Here is a 20,754-nt window from a genome sequence, read left to right as displayed (position 1 = left end):
TTGGTCGCCCCTCGGAAAAGCGTTTGCGGGCCCGTCAGTCACCGACGGGACAGCCACCCGGCGGCGCCGAGCGCGACCGCCGCGGCGGTGGCGGCGACACCGAACCCGGGCGCGCTACCGCTGGCCTCCCCGGAGTCAGTCGTCGCCGTGTCCGCGCTGGTCGCTGGCTCACCGGTCGTCGAGTCGCTGGTCGCGAAGACACCGGTGGTCGTCTCGTTGGCCTGCCAGCCGAACGCCCGCGCGGCCTCCTCGGCCGCTTCCTCGTCGACCACCGAGAGCACGAACCGCGGGTCCTCGGCGAACTCCCCGGACTCGACTATCTCCGCGAAGCCTTCACTGACGGCCAGCGCGTTCGTCACTTCGCCGTCGACGACGGTGAGCAGACAGTAGCCGTCCTCGTTGCGCTCGCCGTTGGCGGGACACGACTGCACGCCATCCGACGTGAAGCCCGCGTCCGTGAGCGTCGCCGAGAACTGCTCGGCGCCCGCCTCAGTGAGTTCCATCGGGACCTGCCAGCCGGGGCCGCGGGAGGGCTTCTGCGGCGCGTCGACGGACGCCACGTCGGCGGGTTCGATTACCGTCTCCTCGACCATGCTGCCGTTGCCGGTCGGATAGCGCGCGACGACTTCCGCCGACGCATCCTGCGAGGCGGCGACGCCCACTCCGCCGGCGGCGACGGCTGGCGCGACCACGACGACCGCGAGAACCGCCGCTGCGAGTGCTGCTCGGTTCACGTCGCCGACTGGCGTGGCGCGCTCGCAAAAAGCCACCGCGCGCTCGCAGGCGCTGTGGACGCCGGGCGTTCGCGCGCTACTCGCAGGCGACCGAGCGCGCGACCTCGACGAGCACCGACGTGGACGCGCCCTGCCCGCGCACCGTGTACCGGTACGTCTCGCAGTTCCACGACACCGACGTGGTCGCGCCGTACGTCACCGCGGCGTCGTGGTCGCCGACCGAGACCGTGCGGTCGCCGTCCGCGGGGAACGTCCGGTTGTACTTCGAGACCGTGATGCGCGCCGTCTCGTTGACGTACCGGAGGCCGACGCCGTGGACTTCGCCGGTCGTCTCGGAGGTGTACGTCGGGCGGAACGACGCCGGGAGTTCCGGGGTGGGAACGGAGACGTTCGTCGCCTCGCGGAGCGCCGCCGCGTCCTCGTAGGTTGTCGTCTTCGGCGTGTTCACGCGCTCGACGGTCGTGTTCGCCGGCGGGTCGAACCGGAACGTCGCGTCGTCGAGACCGGGGTCGAAGGAGACGTTCGTGTACGTGGTCGTCACCGACACCGACGAACCGTCCTCGACCCACTCGGTGTGCTGTTCGAGCACGAAGAACCGCTGGGTGTCCACGAGCAGCGTCTGCTCGTAGGTCGCGCCCTCGGACTGCGGCGCGATGCGGAGCACGTACGCCTCGCGGTCGCCGACCGTCGTCGTGCCGTCGTACTGGACGCCCAGCGACGCTTCGTCTGTGTCGTTCGGGCCGCTGGACGCGCTCGGGACGAGTGGTAGCGGCGCGAGTTTCGGGCTGGACGCGCTCGTGGACGCCGACTGCTCGGTGACGTTCAGCGCGGTGAACAACCGCTCGATGCGGTCGGCTCGCGCGACGCCGCGGTCCGGCGTCTCCGAGAGCGGCACGCGCTTGGCGTGGTCGGCGTCGCCGTCGTACAGCCACATCGTCGAGCCGTTCGAGACGGTTACCTCGTAGGGCACGCTCCCGTCGACGACGGTCCGGCGGCGTTCGTCCGTCCCGGGCCGGAGCGCCACGTCGGCGACGGTTCGACTCGTCCGGTTTCCGCGCTCGACGACGATGGTCTCGGTCGCAGTGACGCCGTCGATGCCGGCGTACTGCTCGCTGGCGTCCATGCCAATAGGTCGGCTGGCGGCTTCGGGGGCGGTGACCATCCACAGCGCGCCCGCGACGACCACCGCGACGACGGCCGCACCAACCACTACCGTGGCGACGCTCCCGCGGTCGGTCGTACGGCCGTCGGAGTTCATTTTTCGACCGGATGAACGTCGGATGTTTTAATAACGTTTGTGATGTGTTCGCGAGGACAGTTTTCCGCGGCGGTATCAGCCCGCGAGAGGGGGCCGGCGAAACACCTTTGCCGGGTACGCAAGACTTGCCACACATGGAGACCCTCGACGAAGTGGACGAAGTCGTCCACCGGCCCGACGACGAGTTCGTCGAGTCCACGAACGTCTGGCAGTTCATGCAGGCCTACGACATCGCGGACTACGACGAACTCGTCGAGCGAACCACCTCGGACCTCGACTGGTTCTGGGGGGAACTCCCGGAGTACCTCGGTTTGGAGTTCTACGAGGACTTCGACGAGGTCAGAGACGAAAGCGGGGCGCGACGCGCCCCGGAAGGAGCGAGCGGCGCAGCCGCGAGCCGTGGCGGGCCGCAGTTCACGGAGTGGTACCCGGGCGCGAAACTCAACGTCGCGCACAACACCGTCGACCGGCACGCCCGCGTCGACTCGGGCACGCGCAACCACGTCGCGTGCATCTGGGAGGGCGAGGACGGCGAGGTCCGCCAGCAGACCTACCACGACCTCCACCAGCAGGCCAATCGGGTCGCGAACGCGCTCGTCGAGCGCGGCATCGGCGAGGGCGACACGGTCGGCCTCTACATGCCGATGGTGCCGGAGGTCCAGAGCATCCTCTACGGCATCTTCAAGGCTGGCGCCATCGCCGTCCCCATCTTCTCCGGGTTCGGCGTCGACGCCACCGCCACCCGCATCGCGGACGCGGAGTGTTCGGTCGTGTTCACGGGCGACGGCTTCTACCGGCGCGGCGACCGCATCCTCCTGAAGGACACGCTCGACGAGGCCATTGAGGAAGCGGGGCACGTCGAGCACACCGTCGTCTACGACCGCCTCGGCGTCGTCGACAGCACCGAGGAGACGCTGACGTGGACGAACCGCGACGAGTGGTGGCACGAGGCCGTCGCCGAACAGGACGACGACTTCGAGACGCGCGTGATGGACGCCAGCGACCCCTGTATGCTCCTCTACTCGTCGGGGACGACGGGGAAGCCGAAGGGCATCGTCCACACGCACGGCGGCGCGCTCGTTCAGCCCGCAAAGGAGATTCACTTCGGGTTCGACCAGAAGCCCGGCGACCGCTTCTTCTGGGTCTCCGACATCGGCTGGATGATGGGGCCGTGGACGCTCGTCGGCAACCACGCGTTCGGCGGCACCATCGTGATGTACGAGGGCGCGCCCGACCACCCCGAGCCGGACCGCTTCTGGGAGCTGATAGACCGCCACGGCGTCACCCAGTTCGGCATCTCGCCGACCGCGATTCGCGCGCTCCGGAAGTACGGCGACGAGTGGCTGGACGGCCACGACCTCTCCAGCCTGCGCTTGCTCGGGTCGACGGGCGAGCCGTGGGACCCCGAGAGCTGGGTGTGGTTCTACGAGCGCGTCGGCGGCGGCGACGCGCCCATCATCAACATCAGCGGGGGGACGGAGGTGTTCGGCTGCTTCCTGATGCCGATGCCCATCCAGCCCCTCAAGCCGTGCACGCTGGGCGGCCCCGGCCTCGGCATGGATATCGACATCGTGGACGAGGACGGCCGCAGCATCAAGGACGAACACGAACGGGGCTACCTCGTCGCGCGCTCCTCGAACCCCGCGATGACCAAGAGCCTCTGGAGCGGCGACGAGCGCTACCTGAACGAGTACTGGTCGCGCTTCGAGGGCGTCTGGAACCACGGCGACTGGGCGCAGGTCGACGAGGACGGCTTCTGGTTCCTGCACGGCCGCGCGGACGACGCCATCAACGTCGCCGGGCGGAAGGTCGGCCCCGCCGAGGTGGAGGGTGCGCTCATCGACCACGACGCGGTGAATCAGGCCGCCGCGGTCGGCGTCCCCGACGACACCACGGGCGAGGCCGTCGTCGCGTACGTGATTCTGGAGGACGACGTCGAACCCAGCGACGACCTCCGCGCGGCGCTGCGCGAGCAGGTCGGCGCCGAACTCGGGAAGCCGTTCCGTCCGCGCGAGGTGCTGTTCGTCGCGGAGTTCCCGAAGACTCAGTCGGGGAAGATCGTGCGCCGCGCCATCGCGGGCGCGTACACCGGCGGGGACGTCGGCGACCGCTCCAGCATCGAGAACCCCGACGCCATCGACGCGCTCCGGGACGCCGAGTAGTCAGAGGTCCGCCAGCAGTCCCTCGGGGCGGAGTTGCTCGCCGTACTTCTCGAAGTCCTCGCGGTGCAGCCACGCCAGCCGCGTCGTCTCCTCGGTCTCGGGGTCGTAGACGGTGACGCCCGTCTCGTCGTACAGCCAGTTCTGGTCGGCGCTCGCCTCGAAGACGCGGACGCCGTCGTACTCGCCGAGTTCGGTCACCCACGAGAGGTCGACGCCCAGCGTCTCCCGGAACGCCTCGCGGACCGCTGCCTCCGGAGACTGGTCGGAGCCGACCTCGCTACCGAACGGCCGGTAGACGCGGCCAACCTCGGGGTCGAGGACCTCTTCGACGAACAGTTCGTCGAGTTCGCGAATCAGGCACCGCGCGGACGTCACAGTCACTGCCGGCACCGACCGAGGACGCGCAAAAAAGGATTACTGTTCGACCCACTCGCGGCGCAGCAGGTCGTAGCGCACCTCGTCGTGGTAGTCGCCGTCGATGTACCGGGACTCGCGGCGGCGCGCCACCTGCGTGAACCCTACCTCCTCCAGCAGGCCGCGGGAGGCGTCGTTGAACGCGTAGGCGCCCGCGGTGATGCCGTGGACGCCGTAGTTCTCGAACACGTAGTCGATGCCCGTCTCGGCCATGTCGCGGCCGTAGCCCTCGCCGTGGTACTCGGGGAGCAGCCAGTAGGACAGCCACACCCGGTCGCCGTCGACGTGGCGGGCGTTGAAGCTCCCGATGGGCGTGGTCGCGTCCTCGTCGGGGTGGCCGCGGGACGCATCCTCGTCGTCGACGCACGCGAGGAACGTCGCAGTGCTCTCGCTCTCGATCCAGTTCTCGATACCGTCTTTCTGCTGGGCGCGCGAGCGGTGGTGAATCGAACCCAGCGAGTACCGGATTCGGGGGTCTGTGCAGGACCGCTGGATGAACGCGGCGTCGTCGCGCTCGACGGTGCGGAAGGTGACGCGCTCGCCCTCGGTGACGACTGGCCCCGGCATTATCGGTCCTCCCACTCCTCGCGGAGCAAGCCGTACTCGACGGCGTCCTGATACTCACCCTCGGCGAACCACACCTCGCGGCCGCCGCCCTCGTCGACGAAGCCGACTGCCTCGAAGACATCGCGCGTGTAGTCGTCGCCTTCGAGCACGTCCGCGCCGACGGTGTGGGCGTCGTACGTGCGGAACAAGCCCTTCAGCACGAGGTCGACCGCGTCGGCGCCGTAGCCGTCGTCGCGGTGCTCCTCGGGCACCCACAGCACGAGCGACGGGCGGTCGCGGTCGACGTGGCCCGCGAACACGAACGCCACCGGCGTGGTCTCCTCGTCGTCGGGGTGGTCGTACGACGCGTCCTCGCTGTCCACGCACGCGAGGTACGCGGCGTTGTCGTCGTCCTCGACTTCCTCCTCGACGAACTCCTCGACTTCGGCCTCGCTCTTGTGGCCGCCGGCGTGGACGCCGATTCGCGCGTACGGGTCCGTGAACAGTCGCTGGAGGAACGCCGCGTCCTCGCGCTCGACGGTGCGCAACACGAGGTCGTCGCCGACTTCCAGAATCGGCCCCGGCATCACTCGCTCACCGCGTGCGCGCCGGCGTCGCTGCTCGGTCCGGTTCGGTTCGCCTGCACTGCTCGATGTGCGTCGCGGTGGGCGCCGCCGGCCCGCGCGAGTCCGGGTGCGCGAGCGGCGTAGGCACCGCGACTGAACACCGTGCCTGACATGTGTTCCCCATTTCACCCCCGGATAATAGCGGTTCCGCGAGAGTGGTACTCACTCACGAACGAGCGACTACGGCGCGGCGTCGTCCGGCGCGACCACGCGGTCCTCGGGCGCGTCGCCGTCCGCGACGGCGACCGTTCCCGCGCCCCCAGCGGGCGACAGCACTATCGACGCGCCAGCGAGTATTGGGGCAAGTACGCCAGCAACGACCGTTCCCGGGTGCGCGAGCGGCGCACGCACCGCCACTCGGTCCTCGGGCGTGTAGGTCTCGGCGACCCGCTCGGCTGCCTCGACGGCTTCGCCGTGCGTGACGCCGGCGAGCAGTTCGGTGTCCGCGGTAATCGACGGCTCCGGGAACGTCGGGTTCTCGCTCCAGACGTCGCGCTCGAAGTACATCCACGACGGGTCCGCGGGCGGGTCCCCCCAGCCGACGCGCTGGCCGCCCGGCGGCAGGTCGTAGTCGTCGAGCGCCGCGGTCGGCCCCGCGAGCACTCGCGCCTCGACCACGCGCTCCGGGCCGAACTCGACGGTCGCGCCCAGCAGCGCCGCGCCGAGGAACGTCTGCAGTCCCGCCGGCGCCGGCACGTCCAGAATCGCGACGCCGACGCCCTCGCGGACGCCGCAGTGCCGCAGCGCGTTCCCGGTCTTGTACGTCCGCGACCGGAACTCGCGGGCGTCGTAGACGCGGTCGGCGCGCACGACGGGTCGGTCCGGGTCGTCGAGACTCGCGACGACGTCGGCGACTGTCTCCATGAGAAACACACGCGGCGGCAGCGACTAACGCGTTCCGGGTTCAGGCCAGCGACTGGCTCGCGATGCGCTCGCGCAGGCGCTCCAGCGCCGCCCGGTCGAAGTCGCCCGTGACGCGAGTCAACACCGCGTGGACTTCGGCCCGCGAGACCTTCACGTCGCCGTCCGCGACGACGTCCCCGGGTCGGTCGCGGAGTTCGCGCATCGTCCCGACCGCCAGCAGGTACGGCACCGTCCACGCCGCCAGCGTGTTGCCGCTGGTCGTCGGCATCGCCTCCAGCCACCGCTGCGCGCCGTCCGCGTACCCTCGCGCGCGGTCGACGACGCGCTCGACGACGCTGCCGACGTTCTCGGCGTTCGACGGGTCCGCGACCGACTCGGGGTCGACGCCGGCCTCGTCGAGCCACGCCGCCGGCAGGTAGACGTTGTTCTCCTCGTGGTAGTCCGGCCGGACGTCCTTCGCGACGTTCACGAGTTGGAGCAGCAACGCGAACGACCGCGCGTGCTCTCGCATCGTCGCCGCGTCCTCGCGGCCGGCGTCGGCGGCGAGCAACTCCGTGACGAGTTCCCCCACAGTCCCCGCCACGTACCAGCAGTACTCCTCTAGCTCCTCGACGGACTGGATGCGGAGGCCGCCGTCGTCGGCGTACCGCTCGACGAACGACGCCATCCCCGTCGTCATCTCGCGGACGGTCGGCCGAATCGCGGCCTGCGCGTCCTCGTCGAGGCTCTCGAACGCGGTGAGCACGCGCGACGCCTCCGCGACGACCGTCCAGTCGGCGTTCAGTTCGTCCGGCAGGTGTGGCTCCGCGTCCTCGCGGAACGCCGCGACGCCGGTGTCGTCGGCGGGGTCGAGCACGCTGTCGTACGTGCGCAGGAGCGCGGCCTGTTCGGCGGGCGGTATCGACGTGGCGTCCTCGACGGTGTCAGCCACGCGACACAACAGGTAGCCGACGCAGATGCGCGTCGCCATCGGCTCTTCGAGCGCGTCGATAGTCAACGCGAACGTGCGGGAGACGTCCTGCACGGCGTCGTGGCACCACGCGCGCTCGTCGGCCGCGGGCTGTGGGGACTGGTGGCCTCCGACCATCGCTATACCCCCGTTAAGGGGACCACGCGCAAAAAGGGACGGGGGATGGGTCGGCGAACCGACGGGTCGAGTGCCGCGAGGCTTGCGGGTCGCTCAACCGGCCCGACCTTCGGCTATGGGAAGGCTAAAGGAACGACGCGGCAAGATTCGCGCATGGACTTCAGCCTCAGCGACGAACAGCGCCAAATCAAGGAGATGGTCGCGGACTTCGTCGACGAGGAGGTGGTGCCGCGCGCGGCGGACATCGACCACGACGACGAGTTCCCACAAGATCTCGTCGACGAGATGAGCGACCTCGGGCTGATGGGGATGCCGTTCCCCGAGGAGTACGACGGCGCGGGACTGGACTACCACTCTTACGCCATCGCGCTCGAAGAAATCGCGCGCGGGAGCGGCGGCCTCGGCACTGTCGTCGCGGCGCACACGAGCCTCGCGGGGAACATGCTCTACCAGTACGGCGACGACGACCAGAAGTCCGAGTACCTCGCGGCGATGAACCGCGGCGACGACGTCGGCGCGTTCGCGCTCTCGGAGGCGGGCGCCGGCTCGGACGTCCCGTCGATGGAGACGACCGCCGAGAAGGACGGCGACGAGTACGTCGTCAACGGCGACAAACTCTGGATTTCGAACGGGAGCGTCGCTGACACGGTGACGCTGTTCGCGAAGACCGACCCGGACGCCGGCCACAAGGGCATCTCGTCGTTCGTCGTGCGACCCGACGAGGACGACGGCTTCCACGTCGAGGGCACCGAGGACAAACTCGGCGACAAGGGCTGTCCGACCGCGGAACTGCGTTTCGACAGTATGCGAATCCCCGAGGACCGACTGCTCGGCGAGGAGGGCGACGGCTTCCGGCACGCCCTCGAAACGCTGAACGGCGGCCGTATCACTATCGCCGCGCGCTCCATCGGGCTGGCGCGAGCGGCCCTCGACGACAGCCTCGACTACTCGCAGGCCCGCGAGCAGTTCGACCAACCCATCAGTGACTTCCAAGCGATTCAGCACAAGCTCGCGGACATGGACACGAAGATTCAGTCCGCGAAGCTGCTGATGCACCGCGCCGCGGACAAGAAGATGCGCGGCGAGGACTTCATCAAGGACGCCGCGCAGGCGAAACTGTACGCCTCCGAAATCTCTCGGGAGGTCACCAACGAGGGCATCCAGATTCACGGCGGCTACGGCTACACGAAGGACTTCGACGTCGAACGCTACTACCGGGACGCGAAGCTCAACGAAATCTACGAGGGCACCAGCGAGGTGCTGCGGAACACCATCGCGCAGCGGCTGCTGGAGTAACGAGGCCGCTCAGACCACGATTCTGACCGCGAGTACGACACCGACGCCGACCACCAGTGACACCAGCAGGTTCCCTGTCTTGCGCGCGACGGCGACAGTGGCGGCCGCGGCGACCCACTCCGGAATCCCGCCGTCGGCGAGCGCGGGCGTGACGAACGCGACGACGACGGCGCCCGGCAGCACGTCGATGCCGGCTTCCGCGCGCTCGGAGAGGTCGACGCGTCCGAGCAGCCAGAAGCCGCCGGCTTTCGTCGCGTACGTCACGGCGGCCATCGCGAGAATCACGGCGACGACGGTCGGGTCGAGGTCAACCATCGTAGGCCACCACCTCCACGGCGGCGCCGGCGAGCGCGCCGACGAGGATGTACCACTCGCCCGGAACGGCGGCGTGCGTCGCGAACGCGGCGGTCGCCGCTGCGACCCACGGCCGCAGCGACTTCGTTCCCTCCCAGAAGCCGACGGCGAGCGTGAGGAACAGCGCGGTCACGACGAAGTCGAGACCGTACGTCGCGGGGTCGCCGACGAGGTCGCCCGCCGTCGCACCGACGACTGTCGAGGCGACCCACAGCAGCCAGAGCACGAGGCCGCTGCCCAGCAGGAACGCGCCGTTGTCGCTGCCCGAGCGCAGCGCGCCGATGGACAGCGCCCAGTTCTCGTCCGCGAAGAAGAACACGCTCCCGTACGCCTTCGGCGCTCCGAGTTGCCCGATCCACGGCCGCAGCGCCGCGCCCATCAGCACGTACCGGAGGTTCACGAGCAGTGTTGTGGAGACGACGGCGACCACGGGAATCGGCTCCGCCCACAGTTCCACGGCAACCAGTTGGGCGGCGCCGGCGACGACCGTCGCGCTCATCACCGCGGCCTCGGCGACGCTCAGTCCGGCGCGGCGCGCGACCACGCCGAACACGACGCCGTAGCCCGCGACGCCGAGCGCCACCGGGAACCCCGCGACGAACCCATCGCGGACGCCCGCAGCGGTGAACGACACGTCCTGCACACCGTCGTCGGTCGGCTGGTCGGCTTCACCCACCGCTACCACGCCGCGTAACGACTCGCATCGGTTCGAGGGAGGGCGCCCGCCGTGAAAACGACACGGAAACGACAGCGCCGCCCCGTCCGACCGCCGAGGTCACGCCGCGTCGCGGGACCGCTGGACGGCGGCCGCAGCAGCGACGAGGAGGACTCCGAGCACGAGCGCCGCGACGCCCTCGAGCGCGGTGTGGGCGCCGGTCGCAGCGCGACTCCACACCATCACGAGAGGGAGAACGGCGAGCGCGGCGAATCGCCGGTCGACGGTCGCGAGGTAGCCGACAGGGACTGCGGCGTACAGGACGTGGCTGGAGACGTTCCAGAACGGGACGACGACGGCGTGGACGACAGACGTCGCGACGAGCAACGCGCAGAACGCGGGCCCCGCGGACGCGAGTCGCTGGCGCGTCCACGCCAGCCAGATGGCCGCGAACCCGACAATCAGCCCGAGGCTCGCGTAGAGGTCGTCGCCGCCCGGCACTCCGGTCCCGAGAAGTTCCGGGCCGCCCGTATAGACGGCGAGCGCGAGCGCCCAACCGACGAGCACGGCGACGAACCGCACGACGAGCGCGCGCGTGTTCCAGTCGTGGACGCGGAACTCGTAGGCGACGAGCAGCACGGTCGCTTCGAGGACGAACAGCTCCGGCGCGAACACCGTCGAGTACAGTCCTGCCAACCCCATTTGGCCGACACCACTCGCCGCGCTCCGGAAAGACGTTGTGGAGTCCGCAGTCGCCGCCGGCCGGACCCGTCGTGTTTTTCCGCCGGCCGGCCGAACTTCCGACGATGACCGAGGAGACCGCCGAAGCCGACGGCGTCACCGCCCGCTACTACGAGACGGAGACCGAGCGCGTCCTCGAATTCGAGGCTGGTGGCCGGACGGCCGCTGTCGCGCAGAACGTCGAGGGGTACGCGATGCTGAAAGTGCGTCCGACCGCCGACGGGGACGAACTGGAGCGCTACTACGGCTTCGACATGGCGCTGGACCACGCGGCGGAGCTGCTCGGCGTGTCTCCCAACGGCCTCCCGGTTCCGGACGCGGCCGCAGATATGGGGATGTAGCCCCGGGTCCACACACCTTTTCACGGCGCTCGAACAATAATGAGGTATGACGAAGGTTCGCGTGGCCGGCGCCGGGATGACGGCGTTCGGTAGCCACCCCGAGCGCACGAGTCGCGACCTGTTCGCGGAGGCGGGACGCGACGCAATCGAGGACGCCGGCGTCGCCCGCGAGGACGTCGAGGGCGTCTACTACGGCAACTTCATGGGCGAGTTGAGCGAGCACCAAGGCCACCAGGGGCCGCTGGCGGCGGAGGCGCTGGGCGTGCAGGCGCCGGCGACGCGTTACGAGAGCGCGTGCGCGTCCAGCGGCGTGGCGCTCCGGCAGGCCGTCCGGGACGTCCGGAACGGCGAGGCCGACGTGCTCGTGGTCGGCGGCACCGAGCGCATGACGAACCTCTCGACGGCGGAGTCCACGGAGGCGCTGGCAATCGCCGCGGACGAACTGTACGAGGTGCGCGCCGGCGTCACGTTCCCCGGTGCGTACGCGATGATGGCGACGGCGTACTTCGAGCAGTTCGGCGGCACGCGCGAGGACCTCGCGCACGTCGCGGTGAAGAACCACGCGAACGCGGTGGGCAACGAGCGCGCGCAGTACCAGCGCGAGATTACGGTGGAGGCGGCGCTGGAGTCGCCGGCGGTCGCGGACCCGCTGCACCTCTACGACGCCTGCCCCGTGACCGACGGCGCGAGCGCGGTCGTCCTCGTCAGCGAGGACTACGCCGACGACCACAACCTCGACGCGGGCGTCGCAATCACCGGGACGGGACAGGGCGGCGACCGGATGGCGCTGCAGGACCGCGAGAACGTCGCGACCTCACCGGCCGCCACGGAGGCCGCCGAGGAAGCGTACGCGGACGCCGGCATCGGGGCCGACGACGTGGACGTGGCGGAAGTCCACGACTGCTTCACAATCGCGGAGGTGCTGGCGCTGGAGTCGCTGGGGTTCTTCGACACCGGCGAGGGCATCACGGCCGCTCGCGAGGGCGTGACCACGCGCGACGGCGACCTCCCCGTGAACCTCTCCGGAGGGCTGAAGGCGAAAGGGCACCCGGTCGGCGCGACGGGGACGAGTCAGGTCGCGGAGCTCACAAAACTGTTGCGCGGCGACCACGTCAACAGCGAACACGTCCCCGAGGCGCAGGTCGGCGTGGCGCACAACGCCGGTGGCACGGTCGCAAGTGCCGTGGTTCACGTCTTGGAGGAGGTGGTCTCGTGAGCGAGCACTCGCGAGCGAACGAGACGTCGGTAGAGCTTTGCTCTACCGGAAGTCGCGCGAGCGGAACGCGAGCGCGACCCCGACAGCGCAGCGCGCTGGAGGTGGCAGAATGACCGACGACGGTGAGGAGTCCGTCGGCGACGCGGGCTTCGACGAGTTCGTGGCCGCGCTCGCGGAGGGCGACGGCTACTACGTGGAGTGCGCGAACGGCCACGGGAGTCTGCCGCCGCGGCGCGTCTGCCCGGAGTGCGGGAGCGCCGACCTCGACGAAACCGCGCTCCCCGAAACTGGCGAAGTCGCGACGTACACGAAGGTCCACGTTCCCGCGCCGTCGTTCGCCGACGACGCGCCGTACGTCACGGCCGTCGTGGACTTCGGACCGGTGCGGCTCACGGGGCAGGTGCTGGCGGCTGTCGAGAACGTCGAAATCGGGACGACGGTCGAAGTTGGGGTCCGCGTGACGGAGACGCGCGGCGACCCCTTAGTGGTCTTCGAGCCGCGGTAAGTCCTCGCGGACCGCGTCGAGGAACACCTCGGGCTGTTCTGCGTGTGGGAGCAGGCGCGTCTCGTCGACGACGACCAGTCGCACGTCTCCGCTTTCGGCGATGTCGCGGCCCGCCGCGACCGTCGTGATGGTGGCTTCGCGGCCCCAAACCAGCGTCGCGGGGCAGTCGCGCTCGCGGAGTTCGGCGCCGAGGTCGATATCGGCGTCGAGGTAGCCGCCGACGAACGACGCCGGCGCGAACCGCGCGCCCGACTGGTGGGCGCTCTGCCACTGGTAGTCGACGAGACCCTCGGGGACGCGCTCGGGGTGGTAGAAGGCGTCGCGCTCGTCGAAGTACCGCAGCGACGGCTTCACGGTGAGCGCGTCGAACACCGCGGCGCCGACGACCGGCGACCGAACGAGCGCGCGCAGCCACGGCCGGCGCGGGCCGGTGTCCGCGGTCGGACAGACGAGCAACAGCCCCGAGACGTCCGCCTCTCGGGCGGCAATCGTCGCCCACGCGCCCGAGAGCGAACTCCCGACGACGACCGGGTCGTCGGCGAGGTCGGTCACGAAGTCCGTGACGAACTCCTCGTACAGCGAGGACGTGTACGCGACCGGCGGGCGGTCGGTGCGCCCGAATCCGGGGAGGTCGGGCGCGATGACGTGGTAGTCCTCGGCGAGCGCGTCGAAGACGCCCGCGAACTCGCGGCTGGAGGCGGCGGCGTGAACCCCGTGCAGGCAGACGACGTCCGGGCGGTCGGGGTCGCCGGCTTCCGTGTACGCCACGTCGAACCCGCGCCAGCGATACGTGTCCTGTGCGCCCGCGAGCGCCGGTTCGAGGTCGCCGGCTTTCGCGCGGAGGCCGCGGTCGAGGAGGTCGGCGGCCGCGGCGGTACCGACGGCGCCAGCGAGGAGACTGCGGAGTCGCATACGGGAGGATTCAGTCGCCAGTCGCTTAGCCGTTGTGACGGCGTCAGTCGCGCTGTTGGTCGAGGCAGTCCGCGAGCGGCTCGATTACGTCGTCGGCGACGTCGTACGGCGTCGTCTCGCCGGCGTCGATGCGCTCGACGAGTTCGTCGACGCCGCCGCGCGCGTCCAGTTCGTCCTCGACGAGCTCGCTCGCGTCCTCCCGCAGGAGGTTCCGCAGTTCCTCGGCGTGGCGCTTGTGGCGTTCGGCCTCGCGGCGCCCCGACTCGTCGAGCCAGTCGGCGTGCGCGTCGAGCACGTCGAGGAACGACGCGACGCCCTCGCCGCTGTTCGCGACCGTCTCGACGACCTCGGGGTCCCAGTCGTCCGGGTCGCCCTCGCGCATGTCGAGCATGTTCTTGAGTTCGGTGACGGTCTTGTCCGAGCCGGCGAGGTCGGCCTTGTTCACGACGAACACGTCGCCGATTTCGAGGATGCCCGCCTTCAGCATCTGCACGTCGTCGCCCGACGAGGGCGGGACGAGCACCGCCACGGTGTCCGCGGTCTTCACGACGTCGACCTCGTTCTGCCCGGCGCCCACCGTCTCGATGATGATTTTGTCCTTGCCGAAGGCGTCCAGCGCCTTCACGGCGTCCGCGGTGGCCGTCGAGAGGCCGCCGAGGCTCCCGCGCGCGGACATCGACCGGAAGAACACGTCCATGTCCGTGGCGGTCGACGCCATCCGGATGCGGTCCCCGAGCACCGCGCCGCCCGTGAACGGGCTGGAGGGGTCGACCGCGATGACGCCGACGGTCAGCCCGCGGTCCCGGTAGTGTTTCGCCATCTTGTCCACGAGCGTGGACTTCCCGGAGCCTGGACTGCCGGTGATTCCCACGATGTCGGCGTTCCCGGTGTGCGGGTAGAGCGCGGCGACGAGGTCGCGGTAGCCCGGCGAGCGGTTCTCGATGCGGGTGATGGCGCGCGCGAGCGCCCGGTGCTTCCCGGCGAGCAGGTCGTCGACGAGGTCGGGCGTAGCCATCTCAGTCACGCTGCTCGACGTTCTCCCGGATGAACTCGATGGTCTCCTCCATCGGCGTCCCCGGGCCGAAGATGGCGTCCACGCCCGCCTCCTTGAGGCCCTCGCGGTCCTCGTCGGGGACGATGCCGCCGACGATGATGAGCGTGTCCTCGAAGGCGTCGTACTCCTGGAGGCCCTCGACGATTTTCGGGACGAGCGTGTTGTGCGCGCCCGAGAGAATAGAGATACCGAGAACGTCGACGTCCTCCTGGACGGCCGCCTGCACGATCTCCTCGGGGGCCTTGTGGAGGCCCGAGTAGATGACCTCGAACCCGGCGTCGCGGAACGCCCGCGTGATGACGTGGGCGCCCCGGTCGTGGCCGTCGAGTCCGACTTTGGCCACCAGACACCGGATGTTCCGCTGGGATTCGTGGCTCATGGCCGGTACGTCGCCGCATACGGGTTTTACTCTAACGGACTTCTATTACAGTTCTGCTTGCGCTACCCAAACTCCGGTTGTCCCGCGCGAAGCGAAAGCGGGTTTGCGCGGGCCGCCCAACGTCGGCCCATGACCTCCGCCTCCGAGTACGCGAGAGCGAACCCGCGCCGCGTCACGGTCGTGCTGTCGGTCGTCGGCTACGCGCTCGTCGCCGCCGCGTTCTCCGGCGTCGTCCCGCTGTTCCCCGAACTCTCCCGGGAGACCGTACTGTTGTTCTCGGACGCCATCGCGGTCGTGAACACGCTCGCGCTCACCGCGCTACTGGCGGGCGCGGTTCTCATCAAGCGCGGCGAAGTGCAGAAGCACCGCGCCGCGATGCTGACCGCGTTCGCACTCATCTGCGTGTTCCTCGTGCTCTACCTCTGGAAGGTCGGCGGCGGCTTCGAGAAGTCCATCGTCATCGAGGAAGGCCAGTTCCTCGCGGCGTACGCGGGCGTCGTCGAACCAATCTACCTCCTGATGCTCGCCATCCACATCTTCCTCTCCGTGGTCGCGGTTCCGGTCGTCCTCTACGCCATCACCCTCGGCCTCACGCACACCCCCGCAGAACTCCGCGAGACCGCCCACGCGAAGTACGGCCGCATCGCGGTCGCCGCGTGGTCGACCTCGCTGTTCCTCGGCGTCGTCACCTACTGGCTGCTCAACCACGTCTACTCGTGGGTCCCGCGCTAGGTTCGTTCGCAGTCTCCTCGTTCTCTGTCGTCTGCGCTTTCTCGAAAGCCCCGGCGCGCTCGCTGCCTGCGGCTCGCTGCGCGCGCTCCCTGCGGTCGCGTGCTTGCGTCGCCTCGGCTAGCGAGCGCGCCGCCCCTTTCAGTCCCGCCCGTAGCCGGTTGGTCAGCCGGTAACGGGTGGGACTGAAAGGGGCGAGGCTCGCGTGACGGCGTCGCCGCCACGGTACGAGGCAGTCGGCGCAGCCGACCGCCCAGTAGACGAAGGCGCGCGACGCAAGCACTGGACCGAGCGAAGCGAGGGAAGCGCGCAGCGAGCGCGAGGCCGACCAGCGGGAGGTGGTTCGAGAAACGGCAGAGCCGTTTCTCGTCATGCCGAAAATCGAGGATTTTCGAGCACCTCGAATTGCTCGAACGGGGAACGCAGTGACCCGTGAGAGCGCACCGAGTCTACAGCCTCGGGGCTTTCTACATCTGCGTCGTAGTTACGGGAGAACGACGAAGCACGATAAACCCAGACAGCCGGGGGGCTTTTGCGGGAGCCGCCGGTACGAGACGTATGCGCGACTTCGAGCGGAAGCAACTCCTCGAACGCGTCGACCGGGAGGCGGCGACGGTGGGGGCGTCCATCCCGGAGACGCTGGACGTGCAGGGCGAGGAGTTCGAGTTACAGCAGTTCGTCTTCGAGGTGAAGCGACTCGACTCGGTGCCCGCCGAGCGCCGCGAGGACGTCGAGGAGGCGAAGAAGTTGCTGCGCCGGGAGCGCCTGCAGCGCCGCGAGCGCCTCGAAGAGGCGGACATCACGCGCGAGGAGGGCGAAGCGCTCGTGCACGCCATCGTGGGCATCGAGCGCGCGCTGAACGCCCTCGAATCGCTGGGCACGACGAGCATCGAGGCCGAAATCGAGGCGAGCGAGCGCGCGGACCGCAAGCGCTGGTTCTCGTTCCTCAAGGAGGCGCTGGGCCAAGACGACAACGAGGGCGTGAGGCGATGAGCCGGAACAACGAGGTCGCGGCCGTGCTCGACGAGTACGCCGACCTACTGGAAGCCCAGGGCGTCGACTACAAGCCGAACACGTACCGGCGCGCCGCATCGAACGTCCGAGACCACCCCGAAGCTGTCGAGGACCTCGCTGCGGAGGGCGCAGACGCCGTGCAGGAAATCGAAGGCGTCGGGGACGCCATCGCGTCGAAAATCGTGGAGTACGTCGAGACGGGAGCAGTCGAGGAGTTGGAGGCCGAGCGAGAGAAGCTCCCGGTGGAGATGGCGCAACTGACCGCGGTGGAGGGCGTGGGGCCGAAGACGGTCAAGTCGCTGTACGACGCGCTCGGCGTGCAGACCCTCGACGACCTCGAAGCCGCCGCGGAGGCCGGCGAGATACAGGACGTGTCGGGGTTCGGGCCGAAGACCGAGCAGAACATCCTCGACCACGTCGACTTCGCGCGGCAAGCTCAGGAGCGCGAACTCCTCGGGAACGGCCGCCCCATCGCGGAGGACGTGCGGTCGTTCCTCGCGGGCCTCGACGCCGTCGAGCGCGTGGCGGTCGCGGGGTCGACGCGGCGGTGGCGCGAGACCATCGGCGACGTGGACGTACTCGCCGCCAGCGACGCCGGCGAAGCGGTCGGGGAGGCGCTCACAGACTGGGACCGCGTAGACGAGGTTCTCGACGCGGGGCCGACGAAGACGAGCGTGCGGTCGAACGGCCTCCGCATCGATCTGCGCGTGGTGGTCGACGCGGAGTTCGGGGCGGCGCTGCAGTACTTCACGGGCAGCAAGGCCCACAACGTCCGCGTTCGCAACCACGCCATCGACCAGGGCAAGAAGGTCAACGAGTACGGCGTCTTCGACGTCTCGGACGTCGACGACCCGGAGGCCGGTGAGGGAACCAACGGTTCGCGAACGTCGTCGGACCGGCGGTCCGACGGAAACCAGCGCGTCGGCGACCTGCTCGCCAGCGAGACCGAGGAGGACGTCTACGACGCGCTCGGCCTGCCGTGGATTCCGCCGGAACTGCGCGAGGACCGCGGCGAGGTCGAGGCGGCCGAGCGCGGCGACCTCCCCGACCTGCTCGAACTCGACGACATCAGGGGTGACCTGCACGCGCACTCGGAGTGGTCGGACGGGGCCCTCCCGGTGAGCGAGATGGTCGCGGGCGCCGCCGAGTTCGGCCACGACTACGTCGCCATCACCGACCACGCCGAGGGACCGGGCGTGTTCGGGGACAGTGGACTCTCCAATGCGGACCTCCGCGAGCAAGCCGACGAAGTCTCGGCCGTCCGCGAGGACGCCGACATCGCAGTCTTTCACGGCGTCGAAGCGAACGTCGACGCGGACGGAAACGTCGTCGACGTGACCGACGACGTACTCGCGGACCTCGACGTCGTGGTCGCCAGCCCGCACAGCGGCCTCGGCGAGGACGGCGGTGACCAGACCGAGCGCCTGATTTCGGCGGTCGAACACCCCCACGTGGACGTGCTCGGTCACCCCTCGGGCCGACTCATCAACGACCGCCCGGCGATGGAGTTCGACGCGGCCGCGCTCGCGGCGGCCGCCGCCGACGCCGGCACGGCGCTGGAAGTGAACAGCAACCCCCATCGCCTCGACCTCTGGGGGAGCGTCGTCCAGACCGCCGTCGAGGCGGGCGCGACCATCACCACGAACACGGACGCCCACGCCACCACCGAGTACGACTACGTCGAGTACGGCGTCCACACCGCGCGCCGCGGCTGGGCGGAAGCCGGCGACGTGCTGAACGCCCGGGAGGCGGACGGCGTCCGCGAGTTCCTCGACTCGTGAAGTTCCTGCTGGACGCGATGCTCGGCAGCCTCGCACGCGTCCTGCGAATGTGCGGCCACGACGCCGCCTACTGCCTCGACAGAGGTATCGAGGACGACGACGCGATTCGCGACCTCGCCGCCCGAGAGGGGCGAGTCGTCGTCACGCGGGACCGCGAGTTGGCCGCGCGAACACCAGAGAGCATCCTTGTCGAGTCGAAGGACGTCGACGACCAACTCCGCGAACTCGACGCGGCGGGCGTCACTCTGACGCCAACCCCGGGCGAGCGCTGCGGCGCGTGCAACGGCGAACTGGAGCGCGCGAACGACGACAGCGACCGACCCGAGTACGTGCCCGACGACGCCGCTCCCGTCTGGCGCTGCGTGGACTGCGGACAGTGCTTCTGGACGGGGAGCCACTGGGCGGACGTGGAAGAACGGCTCGCAGCACTGTAGTTACTGGTCGTTTCGCTCCCACCACTCGCAGGCCTCCATGTCGCTCATCTCCTCGTCGTAGAGGCCGCAGTACGGCTGCATGCCGTCGTCGCCCGTGTACTCGAAGTGCTCGCAGTTCCCGCAGTACTTGTCCGGGGTCGGCCCGCCCGCGGACGGCGAGGCGTCGTCGAGCGGCGAGGAGATGTCGTCGGCGGCCGCGCCGCCGTCGGAGACGGACGGCGACGCGCCCGCTGTCGCCCCCGACTGGGTGGACGACGAGGGCTTCGGCTCGGACGCGTTCGCGCGAGTTCGCTCGTCGGGGTCCTCGACGCCGCCGAAGACGCCGACGCCACCGACGCCGCCGAAGCTCCCGGACGCGAGCTTCTCGCGGGCGCTCTCGACGTCGTCGGCGGGCACCTCGACAGTGTGCGTCTCGCCGTCCTTCGTGACGGTGAGCGCCACCGTGCCGCCGGGGTCGTTGCGCGTCTTGAACGTCGCCACCGCCGTGAACAGACACCACATCGTGGTGATGATGCCGGCTGCGTACACGAGGATGAACGCCAGCGTCCCCGTCGTGGGGACGCCGCCCGAACCGGGCACGTAGAGGTAGGGGTAGGTCGCGCGGAACAACATCACGCCGAGCACGCTCAAGCCCGCGCCGACGGCCGCGGCCGCGCGCTGCAGGCGGTTCGCGGGCAGCACAGTGAAGATGCCGACGAGCACCGACGGCACGCCCAAGCCCGCGAGGAGGACGGCGATTTCCCGGCTCTCGTACTGCCCGAAGCCGTTGTTGATGAGGAGCCCCGTCGCGCCGGCGAGAATCCCGCCGACGACGAGCAGCGCGCCCGCGGCGAACAAGCCAGTGCCGAGATAGACGCGTCGCTGGCTGGCCTCGCCCGCGCGCCGGTCGTACGTGTCCCCGAGGCTGGTCATGCGTCCCCGTTAGACGCGGAGGGTAAAAACAGTACGTCAGACGTTCGACGGCGCGACTCGCTCCGGCCACCGCGCTCGTGGTCGAACACGTTGCTCACGCATCACTTCGCTCGCGAGGCACAATAGTCGGGCACGCTGCTCGCGGGTCGTGCCTCCCCGCTCGCCGTAACGTGGCCTCGCTTCGCCTCGCTGCTCACGGGTCGTGCCTCCCCGCTCGCCGTAACGTGGCCTCGCTTCGCCTCGCTGCTCGCGGGTCGTGCCTCCCCGCTCGCCGTAACGTGGCCTCGCTTCGCCTCGCTGCTCGCGGGTCGTGCCTCCCCGCTCGCCGTAACGTGGCCTCGCTTCGCTCGGCCACGCTAGCCACGCTCCGAAAGGTTGAATCCACGCCCCCGCGAATCGACGGGTATGGCTGACGAGACCGACGAAGACGAGGAACCCGCCGTCGAACTCGGCGAGGGCGAACCCGTCGAGGGCGCGCCGCTGGCGCGCGTGGCGTCCCGACTGACGTGGGCCCAGCAGAAGAGCGAGGTCGCCCGCAAGGAGGGCGACTCGGTCGTCCGAACGCCCGACGGCCCGCAGAAGCTCGAAGCGCTGCTCGAAGACGTCGACATCACGTACTTCGAGACGCGCCGCGAGTTCGAGGACGCCGTCCGCGAGGTTGTCGGCACCGGCCCCGTGTCGACCGAGTAGCTACAGGCTTCTGGGAATTGCCGCCGGTCCCTTTTACGTGACCTCGCGAA

The 20,754-nt window shown here is 69.7% G+C and carries 25 protein-coding genes; 10 read left to right on the top strand and 15 right to left on the bottom strand.

What is annotated here, in order from left to right; translation table 11 throughout:
* Positions 1 to 38: 38 nt before the first annotated feature.
* Positions 39 to 734 (bottom strand): hypothetical protein, encoded by a 696-nt coding sequence (locus AVZ66_RS02180; RefSeq protein WP_058981377.1) that lies wholly within the window; start codon positions 732 to 734, stop codon positions 39 to 41.
* Between the two features lie 76 nt (positions 735 to 810).
* The gene (locus AVZ66_RS02175; protein ID WP_058981375.1) at positions 811 to 1,992 is read right to left on the bottom strand and encodes an outer membrane lipoprotein carrier protein LolA; all 1,182 of its coding nucleotides are present in this window, start codon (positions 1,990 to 1,992) and stop codon (positions 811 to 813) included.
* 134 nt (positions 1,993 to 2,126) lie between these two features.
* Here AVZ66_RS02175 and AVZ66_RS02170 point away from each other — a divergent pair, with 134 nt between their 5' ends.
* Complete coding sequence (locus AVZ66_RS02170; protein ID WP_058981374.1) at positions 2,127 to 4,154, top strand: AMP-binding protein; 2,028 nt, start codon at positions 2,127 to 2,129, stop codon at positions 4,152 to 4,154.
* On the opposite strand, the gene AVZ66_RS02165 is transcribed toward AVZ66_RS02170, so the two are convergent.
* The 6 genes from AVZ66_RS02165 to AVZ66_RS02145 all read right to left on the bottom strand — a co-directional run bounded on the left by AVZ66_RS02165 (position 4,155) and on the right by AVZ66_RS02145 (position 7,691).
* Positions 4,155 to 4,535, bottom strand: a complete 381-nt coding sequence (locus AVZ66_RS02165; protein WP_231727063.1) for a hypothetical protein — start codon at positions 4,533 to 4,535, stop codon at positions 4,155 to 4,157. It lies immediately after the preceding gene.
* Positions 4,536 to 4,568: 33 nt separating this feature from the next.
* Positions 4,569 to 5,135 (bottom strand): GNAT family N-acetyltransferase, encoded by a 567-nt coding sequence (locus AVZ66_RS02160; RefSeq protein ID WP_058981369.1) that lies wholly within the window; start codon positions 5,133 to 5,135, stop codon positions 4,569 to 4,571.
* Positions 5,135 to 5,701, bottom strand: coding sequence for a GNAT family N-acetyltransferase (locus AVZ66_RS02155; RefSeq protein ID WP_058981367.1), 567 nt, complete (start codon positions 5,699 to 5,701; stop codon positions 5,135 to 5,137). Before AVZ66_RS02155 ends, AVZ66_RS02160 begins: the two co-directional genes overlap by 1 nt.
* The gene (locus tag AVZ66_RS16095) at positions 5,701 to 5,853 is read right to left on the bottom strand and encodes a hypothetical protein (RefSeq protein WP_157575576.1); all 153 of its coding nucleotides are present in this window, start codon (positions 5,851 to 5,853) and stop codon (positions 5,701 to 5,703) included. Before AVZ66_RS16095 ends, AVZ66_RS02155 begins: the two co-directional genes overlap by 1 nt.
* A 67-nt stretch (positions 5,854 to 5,920) precedes the next feature.
* Positions 5,921 to 6,604, bottom strand: a complete 684-nt coding sequence (locus AVZ66_RS02150; RefSeq protein WP_058981364.1) for a hypothetical protein — start codon at positions 6,602 to 6,604, stop codon at positions 5,921 to 5,923.
* Positions 6,605 to 6,644: 40 nt separating this feature from the next.
* Complete coding sequence (locus AVZ66_RS02145) at positions 6,645 to 7,691, bottom strand: phytoene/squalene synthase family protein (protein ID WP_058981363.1); 1,047 nt, start codon at positions 7,689 to 7,691, stop codon at positions 6,645 to 6,647.
* Between the two features lie 153 nt (positions 7,692 to 7,844).
* Between AVZ66_RS02145 and AVZ66_RS02140 the strand changes: the two genes are divergently transcribed.
* Complete coding sequence (locus AVZ66_RS02140; RefSeq protein WP_058981361.1) at positions 7,845 to 8,987, top strand: acyl-CoA dehydrogenase; 1,143 nt, start codon at positions 7,845 to 7,847, stop codon at positions 8,985 to 8,987.
* Positions 8,988 to 8,996: 9 nt separating this feature from the next.
* On the opposite strand, the gene AVZ66_RS02135 is transcribed toward AVZ66_RS02140, so the two are convergent.
* From AVZ66_RS02135 to AVZ66_RS02125, 3 genes are all read right to left on the bottom strand, one after another.
* Positions 8,997 to 9,302: an AzlD family protein gene (locus AVZ66_RS02135; RefSeq protein ID WP_058981359.1), complete on the bottom strand. Its 306-nt coding sequence runs from the start codon at positions 9,300 to 9,302 to the stop codon at positions 8,997 to 8,999.
* The gene (locus tag AVZ66_RS02130) at positions 9,295 to 10,026 is read right to left on the bottom strand and encodes an AzlC family ABC transporter permease (protein ID WP_058981356.1); all 732 of its coding nucleotides are present in this window, start codon (positions 10,024 to 10,026) and stop codon (positions 9,295 to 9,297) included. Before AVZ66_RS02130 ends, AVZ66_RS02135 begins: the two co-directional genes overlap by 8 nt.
* A gap of 90 nt (positions 10,027 to 10,116) precedes the next feature.
* On the bottom strand, positions 10,117 to 10,698 hold the full coding sequence (locus AVZ66_RS02125; RefSeq protein ID WP_058981355.1) for a hypothetical protein: 582 nt from the start codon (positions 10,696 to 10,698) through the stop codon (positions 10,117 to 10,119).
* 104 nt (positions 10,699 to 10,802) lie between these two features.
* On the opposite strand from AVZ66_RS02125, the gene AVZ66_RS02120 reads away from it, so the two are divergent.
* From AVZ66_RS02120 to AVZ66_RS02110, 3 genes are all read left to right on the top strand, one after another.
* Complete coding sequence (locus tag AVZ66_RS02120) at positions 10,803 to 11,078, top strand: hypothetical protein (protein ID WP_058981353.1); 276 nt, start codon at positions 10,803 to 10,805, stop codon at positions 11,076 to 11,078.
* A gap of 46 nt (positions 11,079 to 11,124) precedes the next feature.
* Entirely contained in the window at positions 11,125 to 12,294 is a 1,170-nt protein-coding gene (locus tag AVZ66_RS02115; protein ID WP_058981352.1) for a thiolase domain-containing protein, read from the top strand.
* Between the two features lie 109 nt (positions 12,295 to 12,403).
* Positions 12,404 to 12,799 (top strand): Zn-ribbon domain-containing OB-fold protein, encoded by a 396-nt coding sequence (locus AVZ66_RS02110; protein ID WP_058981350.1) that lies wholly within the window; start codon positions 12,404 to 12,406, stop codon positions 12,797 to 12,799.
* Here the strand turns inward: AVZ66_RS02110 and AVZ66_RS02105 are convergent.
* The 3 genes from AVZ66_RS02105 to AVZ66_RS02095 are packed head-to-tail and all read right to left on the bottom strand — an operon-like array spanning position 12,776 to position 15,144.
* Positions 12,776 to 13,711, bottom strand: coding sequence for an alpha/beta fold hydrolase (locus AVZ66_RS02105; RefSeq protein ID WP_058981348.1), 936 nt, complete (start codon positions 13,709 to 13,711; stop codon positions 12,776 to 12,778). The genes AVZ66_RS02110 and AVZ66_RS02105 overlap by 24 nt on opposite strands.
* Positions 13,712 to 13,754: 43 nt before the next feature.
* Positions 13,755 to 14,726 carry a methylmalonyl Co-A mutase-associated GTPase MeaB gene (meaB, locus tag AVZ66_RS02100; protein WP_058981346.1) on the bottom strand — a complete coding sequence of 324 codons (972 nt, stop codon included), beginning with the start codon at positions 14,724 to 14,726 and terminating at the stop codon, positions 13,755 to 13,757.
* Between the two features lies 1 nt (position 14,727).
* On the bottom strand, positions 14,728 to 15,144 hold the full coding sequence (locus tag AVZ66_RS02095) for a cobalamin B12-binding domain-containing protein (protein ID WP_058981344.1): 417 nt from the start codon (positions 15,142 to 15,144) through the stop codon (positions 14,728 to 14,730).
* 129 nt (positions 15,145 to 15,273) lie between these two features.
* Between AVZ66_RS02095 and AVZ66_RS02090 the strand changes: the two genes are divergently transcribed.
* The 4 genes from AVZ66_RS02090 (at position 15,274) to AVZ66_RS02075 (ending at position 19,102) form a co-directional block, all read left to right on the top strand.
* Positions 15,274 to 15,876, top strand: coding sequence for a DUF420 domain-containing protein (locus AVZ66_RS02090; protein WP_058981341.1), 603 nt, complete (start codon positions 15,274 to 15,276; stop codon positions 15,874 to 15,876).
* A 555-nt stretch (positions 15,877 to 16,431) separates the two neighbouring features.
* Positions 16,432 to 16,866, top strand: coding sequence for a DUF5788 family protein (locus tag AVZ66_RS02085; protein ID WP_058981339.1), 435 nt, complete (start codon positions 16,432 to 16,434; stop codon positions 16,864 to 16,866).
* Positions 16,863 to 18,668, top strand: coding sequence for a helix-hairpin-helix domain-containing protein (locus AVZ66_RS02080; protein ID WP_058981336.1), 1,806 nt, complete (start codon positions 16,863 to 16,865; stop codon positions 18,666 to 18,668). Before AVZ66_RS02085 ends, AVZ66_RS02080 begins: the two co-directional genes overlap by 4 nt.
* The gene (locus tag AVZ66_RS02075) at positions 18,665 to 19,102 is read left to right on the top strand and encodes a Mut7-C RNAse domain-containing protein (RefSeq protein WP_082678748.1); all 438 of its coding nucleotides are present in this window, start codon (positions 18,665 to 18,667) and stop codon (positions 19,100 to 19,102) included. Before AVZ66_RS02080 ends, AVZ66_RS02075 begins: the two co-directional genes overlap by 4 nt.
* Here AVZ66_RS02075 and AVZ66_RS02070 read toward each other — a convergent pair whose 3' ends face one another.
* Positions 19,103 to 20,014: a hypothetical protein gene (locus tag AVZ66_RS02070; protein WP_058981334.1), complete on the bottom strand. Its 912-nt coding sequence runs from the start codon at positions 20,012 to 20,014 to the stop codon at positions 19,103 to 19,105.
* 405 nt (positions 20,015 to 20,419) lie between these two features.
* Here AVZ66_RS02070 and AVZ66_RS02065 point away from each other — a divergent pair, with 405 nt between their 5' ends.
* Complete coding sequence (locus AVZ66_RS02065; RefSeq protein WP_058981332.1) at positions 20,420 to 20,704, top strand: DUF5789 family protein; 285 nt, start codon at positions 20,420 to 20,422, stop codon at positions 20,702 to 20,704.
* Positions 20,705 to 20,754 lie beyond the last annotated feature (50 nt).

It is taken from the genome of Halobacterium sp. CBA1132, from assembly GCF_001485535.1.
In the GTDB taxonomy this organism is placed as follows: Archaea; Halobacteriota; Halobacteria; order Halobacteriales; family Halobacteriaceae; genus Halobacterium.
This window is presented reverse-complemented; position numbering and strand designations above follow the sequence as displayed.

Excerpts from the sequence above, each read along its gene's own strand:
- AVZ66_RS02175 (WP_058981375.1), bottom strand. The coding sequence starts at position 1,992 with ATGAACTCCGACGGCCGTACGACCGACCGCGGGAGCGTCGCCACGGTA.
- AVZ66_RS02170 (WP_058981374.1), top strand. The coding sequence starts at position 2,127 with ATGGAGACCCTCGACGAAGTGGACGAAGTCGTCCACCGGCCCGACGAC.
- AVZ66_RS02160 (WP_058981369.1), bottom strand. The coding sequence starts at position 5,135 with ATGCCGGGGCCAGTCGTCACCGAGGGCGAGCGCGTCACCTTCCGCACC.
- AVZ66_RS02155 (WP_058981367.1), bottom strand. The coding sequence starts at position 5,701 with ATGCCGGGGCCGATTCTGGAAGTCGGCGACGACCTCGTGTTGCGCACC.
- AVZ66_RS16095 (WP_157575576.1), bottom strand. The coding sequence starts at position 5,853 with ATGTCAGGCACGGTGTTCAGTCGCGGTGCCTACGCCGCTCGCGCACCC.
- AVZ66_RS02150 (WP_058981364.1), bottom strand. The coding sequence starts at position 6,604 with ATGGAGACAGTCGCCGACGTCGTCGCGAGTCTCGACGACCCGGACCGA.
- AVZ66_RS02145 (WP_058981363.1), bottom strand. The coding sequence starts at position 7,691 with ATGGTCGGAGGCCACCAGTCCCCACAGCCCGCGGCCGACGAGCGCGCG.
- AVZ66_RS02140 (WP_058981361.1), top strand. The coding sequence starts at position 7,845 with ATGGACTTCAGCCTCAGCGACGAACAGCGCCAAATCAAGGAGATGGTC.
- AVZ66_RS02135 (WP_058981359.1), bottom strand. The coding sequence starts at position 9,302 with ATGGTTGACCTCGACCCGACCGTCGTCGCCGTGATTCTCGCGATGGCC.
- AVZ66_RS02125 (WP_058981355.1), bottom strand. The coding sequence starts at position 10,698 with ATGGGGTTGGCAGGACTGTACTCGACGGTGTTCGCGCCGGAGCTGTTC.
- AVZ66_RS02120 (WP_058981353.1), top strand. The coding sequence starts at position 10,803 with ATGACCGAGGAGACCGCCGAAGCCGACGGCGTCACCGCCCGCTACTAC.
- AVZ66_RS02115 (WP_058981352.1), top strand. The coding sequence starts at position 11,125 with ATGACGAAGGTTCGCGTGGCCGGCGCCGGGATGACGGCGTTCGGTAGC.
- AVZ66_RS02110 (WP_058981350.1), top strand. The coding sequence starts at position 12,404 with ATGACCGACGACGGTGAGGAGTCCGTCGGCGACGCGGGCTTCGACGAG.
- AVZ66_RS02105 (WP_058981348.1), bottom strand. The coding sequence starts at position 13,711 with ATGCGACTCCGCAGTCTCCTCGCTGGCGCCGTCGGTACCGCCGCGGCC.
- meaB (WP_058981346.1), bottom strand. The coding sequence starts at position 14,726 with ATGGCTACGCCCGACCTCGTCGACGACCTGCTCGCCGGGAAGCACCGG.
- AVZ66_RS02095 (WP_058981344.1), bottom strand. The coding sequence starts at position 15,144 with ATGAGCCACGAATCCCAGCGGAACATCCGGTGTCTGGTGGCCAAAGTC.
- AVZ66_RS02090 (WP_058981341.1), top strand. The coding sequence starts at position 15,274 with ATGACCTCCGCCTCCGAGTACGCGAGAGCGAACCCGCGCCGCGTCACG.
- AVZ66_RS02085 (WP_058981339.1), top strand. The coding sequence starts at position 16,432 with ATGCGCGACTTCGAGCGGAAGCAACTCCTCGAACGCGTCGACCGGGAG.
- AVZ66_RS02080 (WP_058981336.1), top strand. The coding sequence starts at position 16,863 with ATGAGCCGGAACAACGAGGTCGCGGCCGTGCTCGACGAGTACGCCGAC.
- AVZ66_RS02070 (WP_058981334.1), bottom strand. The coding sequence starts at position 20,014 with ATGACCAGCCTCGGGGACACGTACGACCGGCGCGCGGGCGAGGCCAGC.
- AVZ66_RS02065 (WP_058981332.1), top strand. The coding sequence starts at position 20,420 with ATGGCTGACGAGACCGACGAAGACGAGGAACCCGCCGTCGAACTCGGC.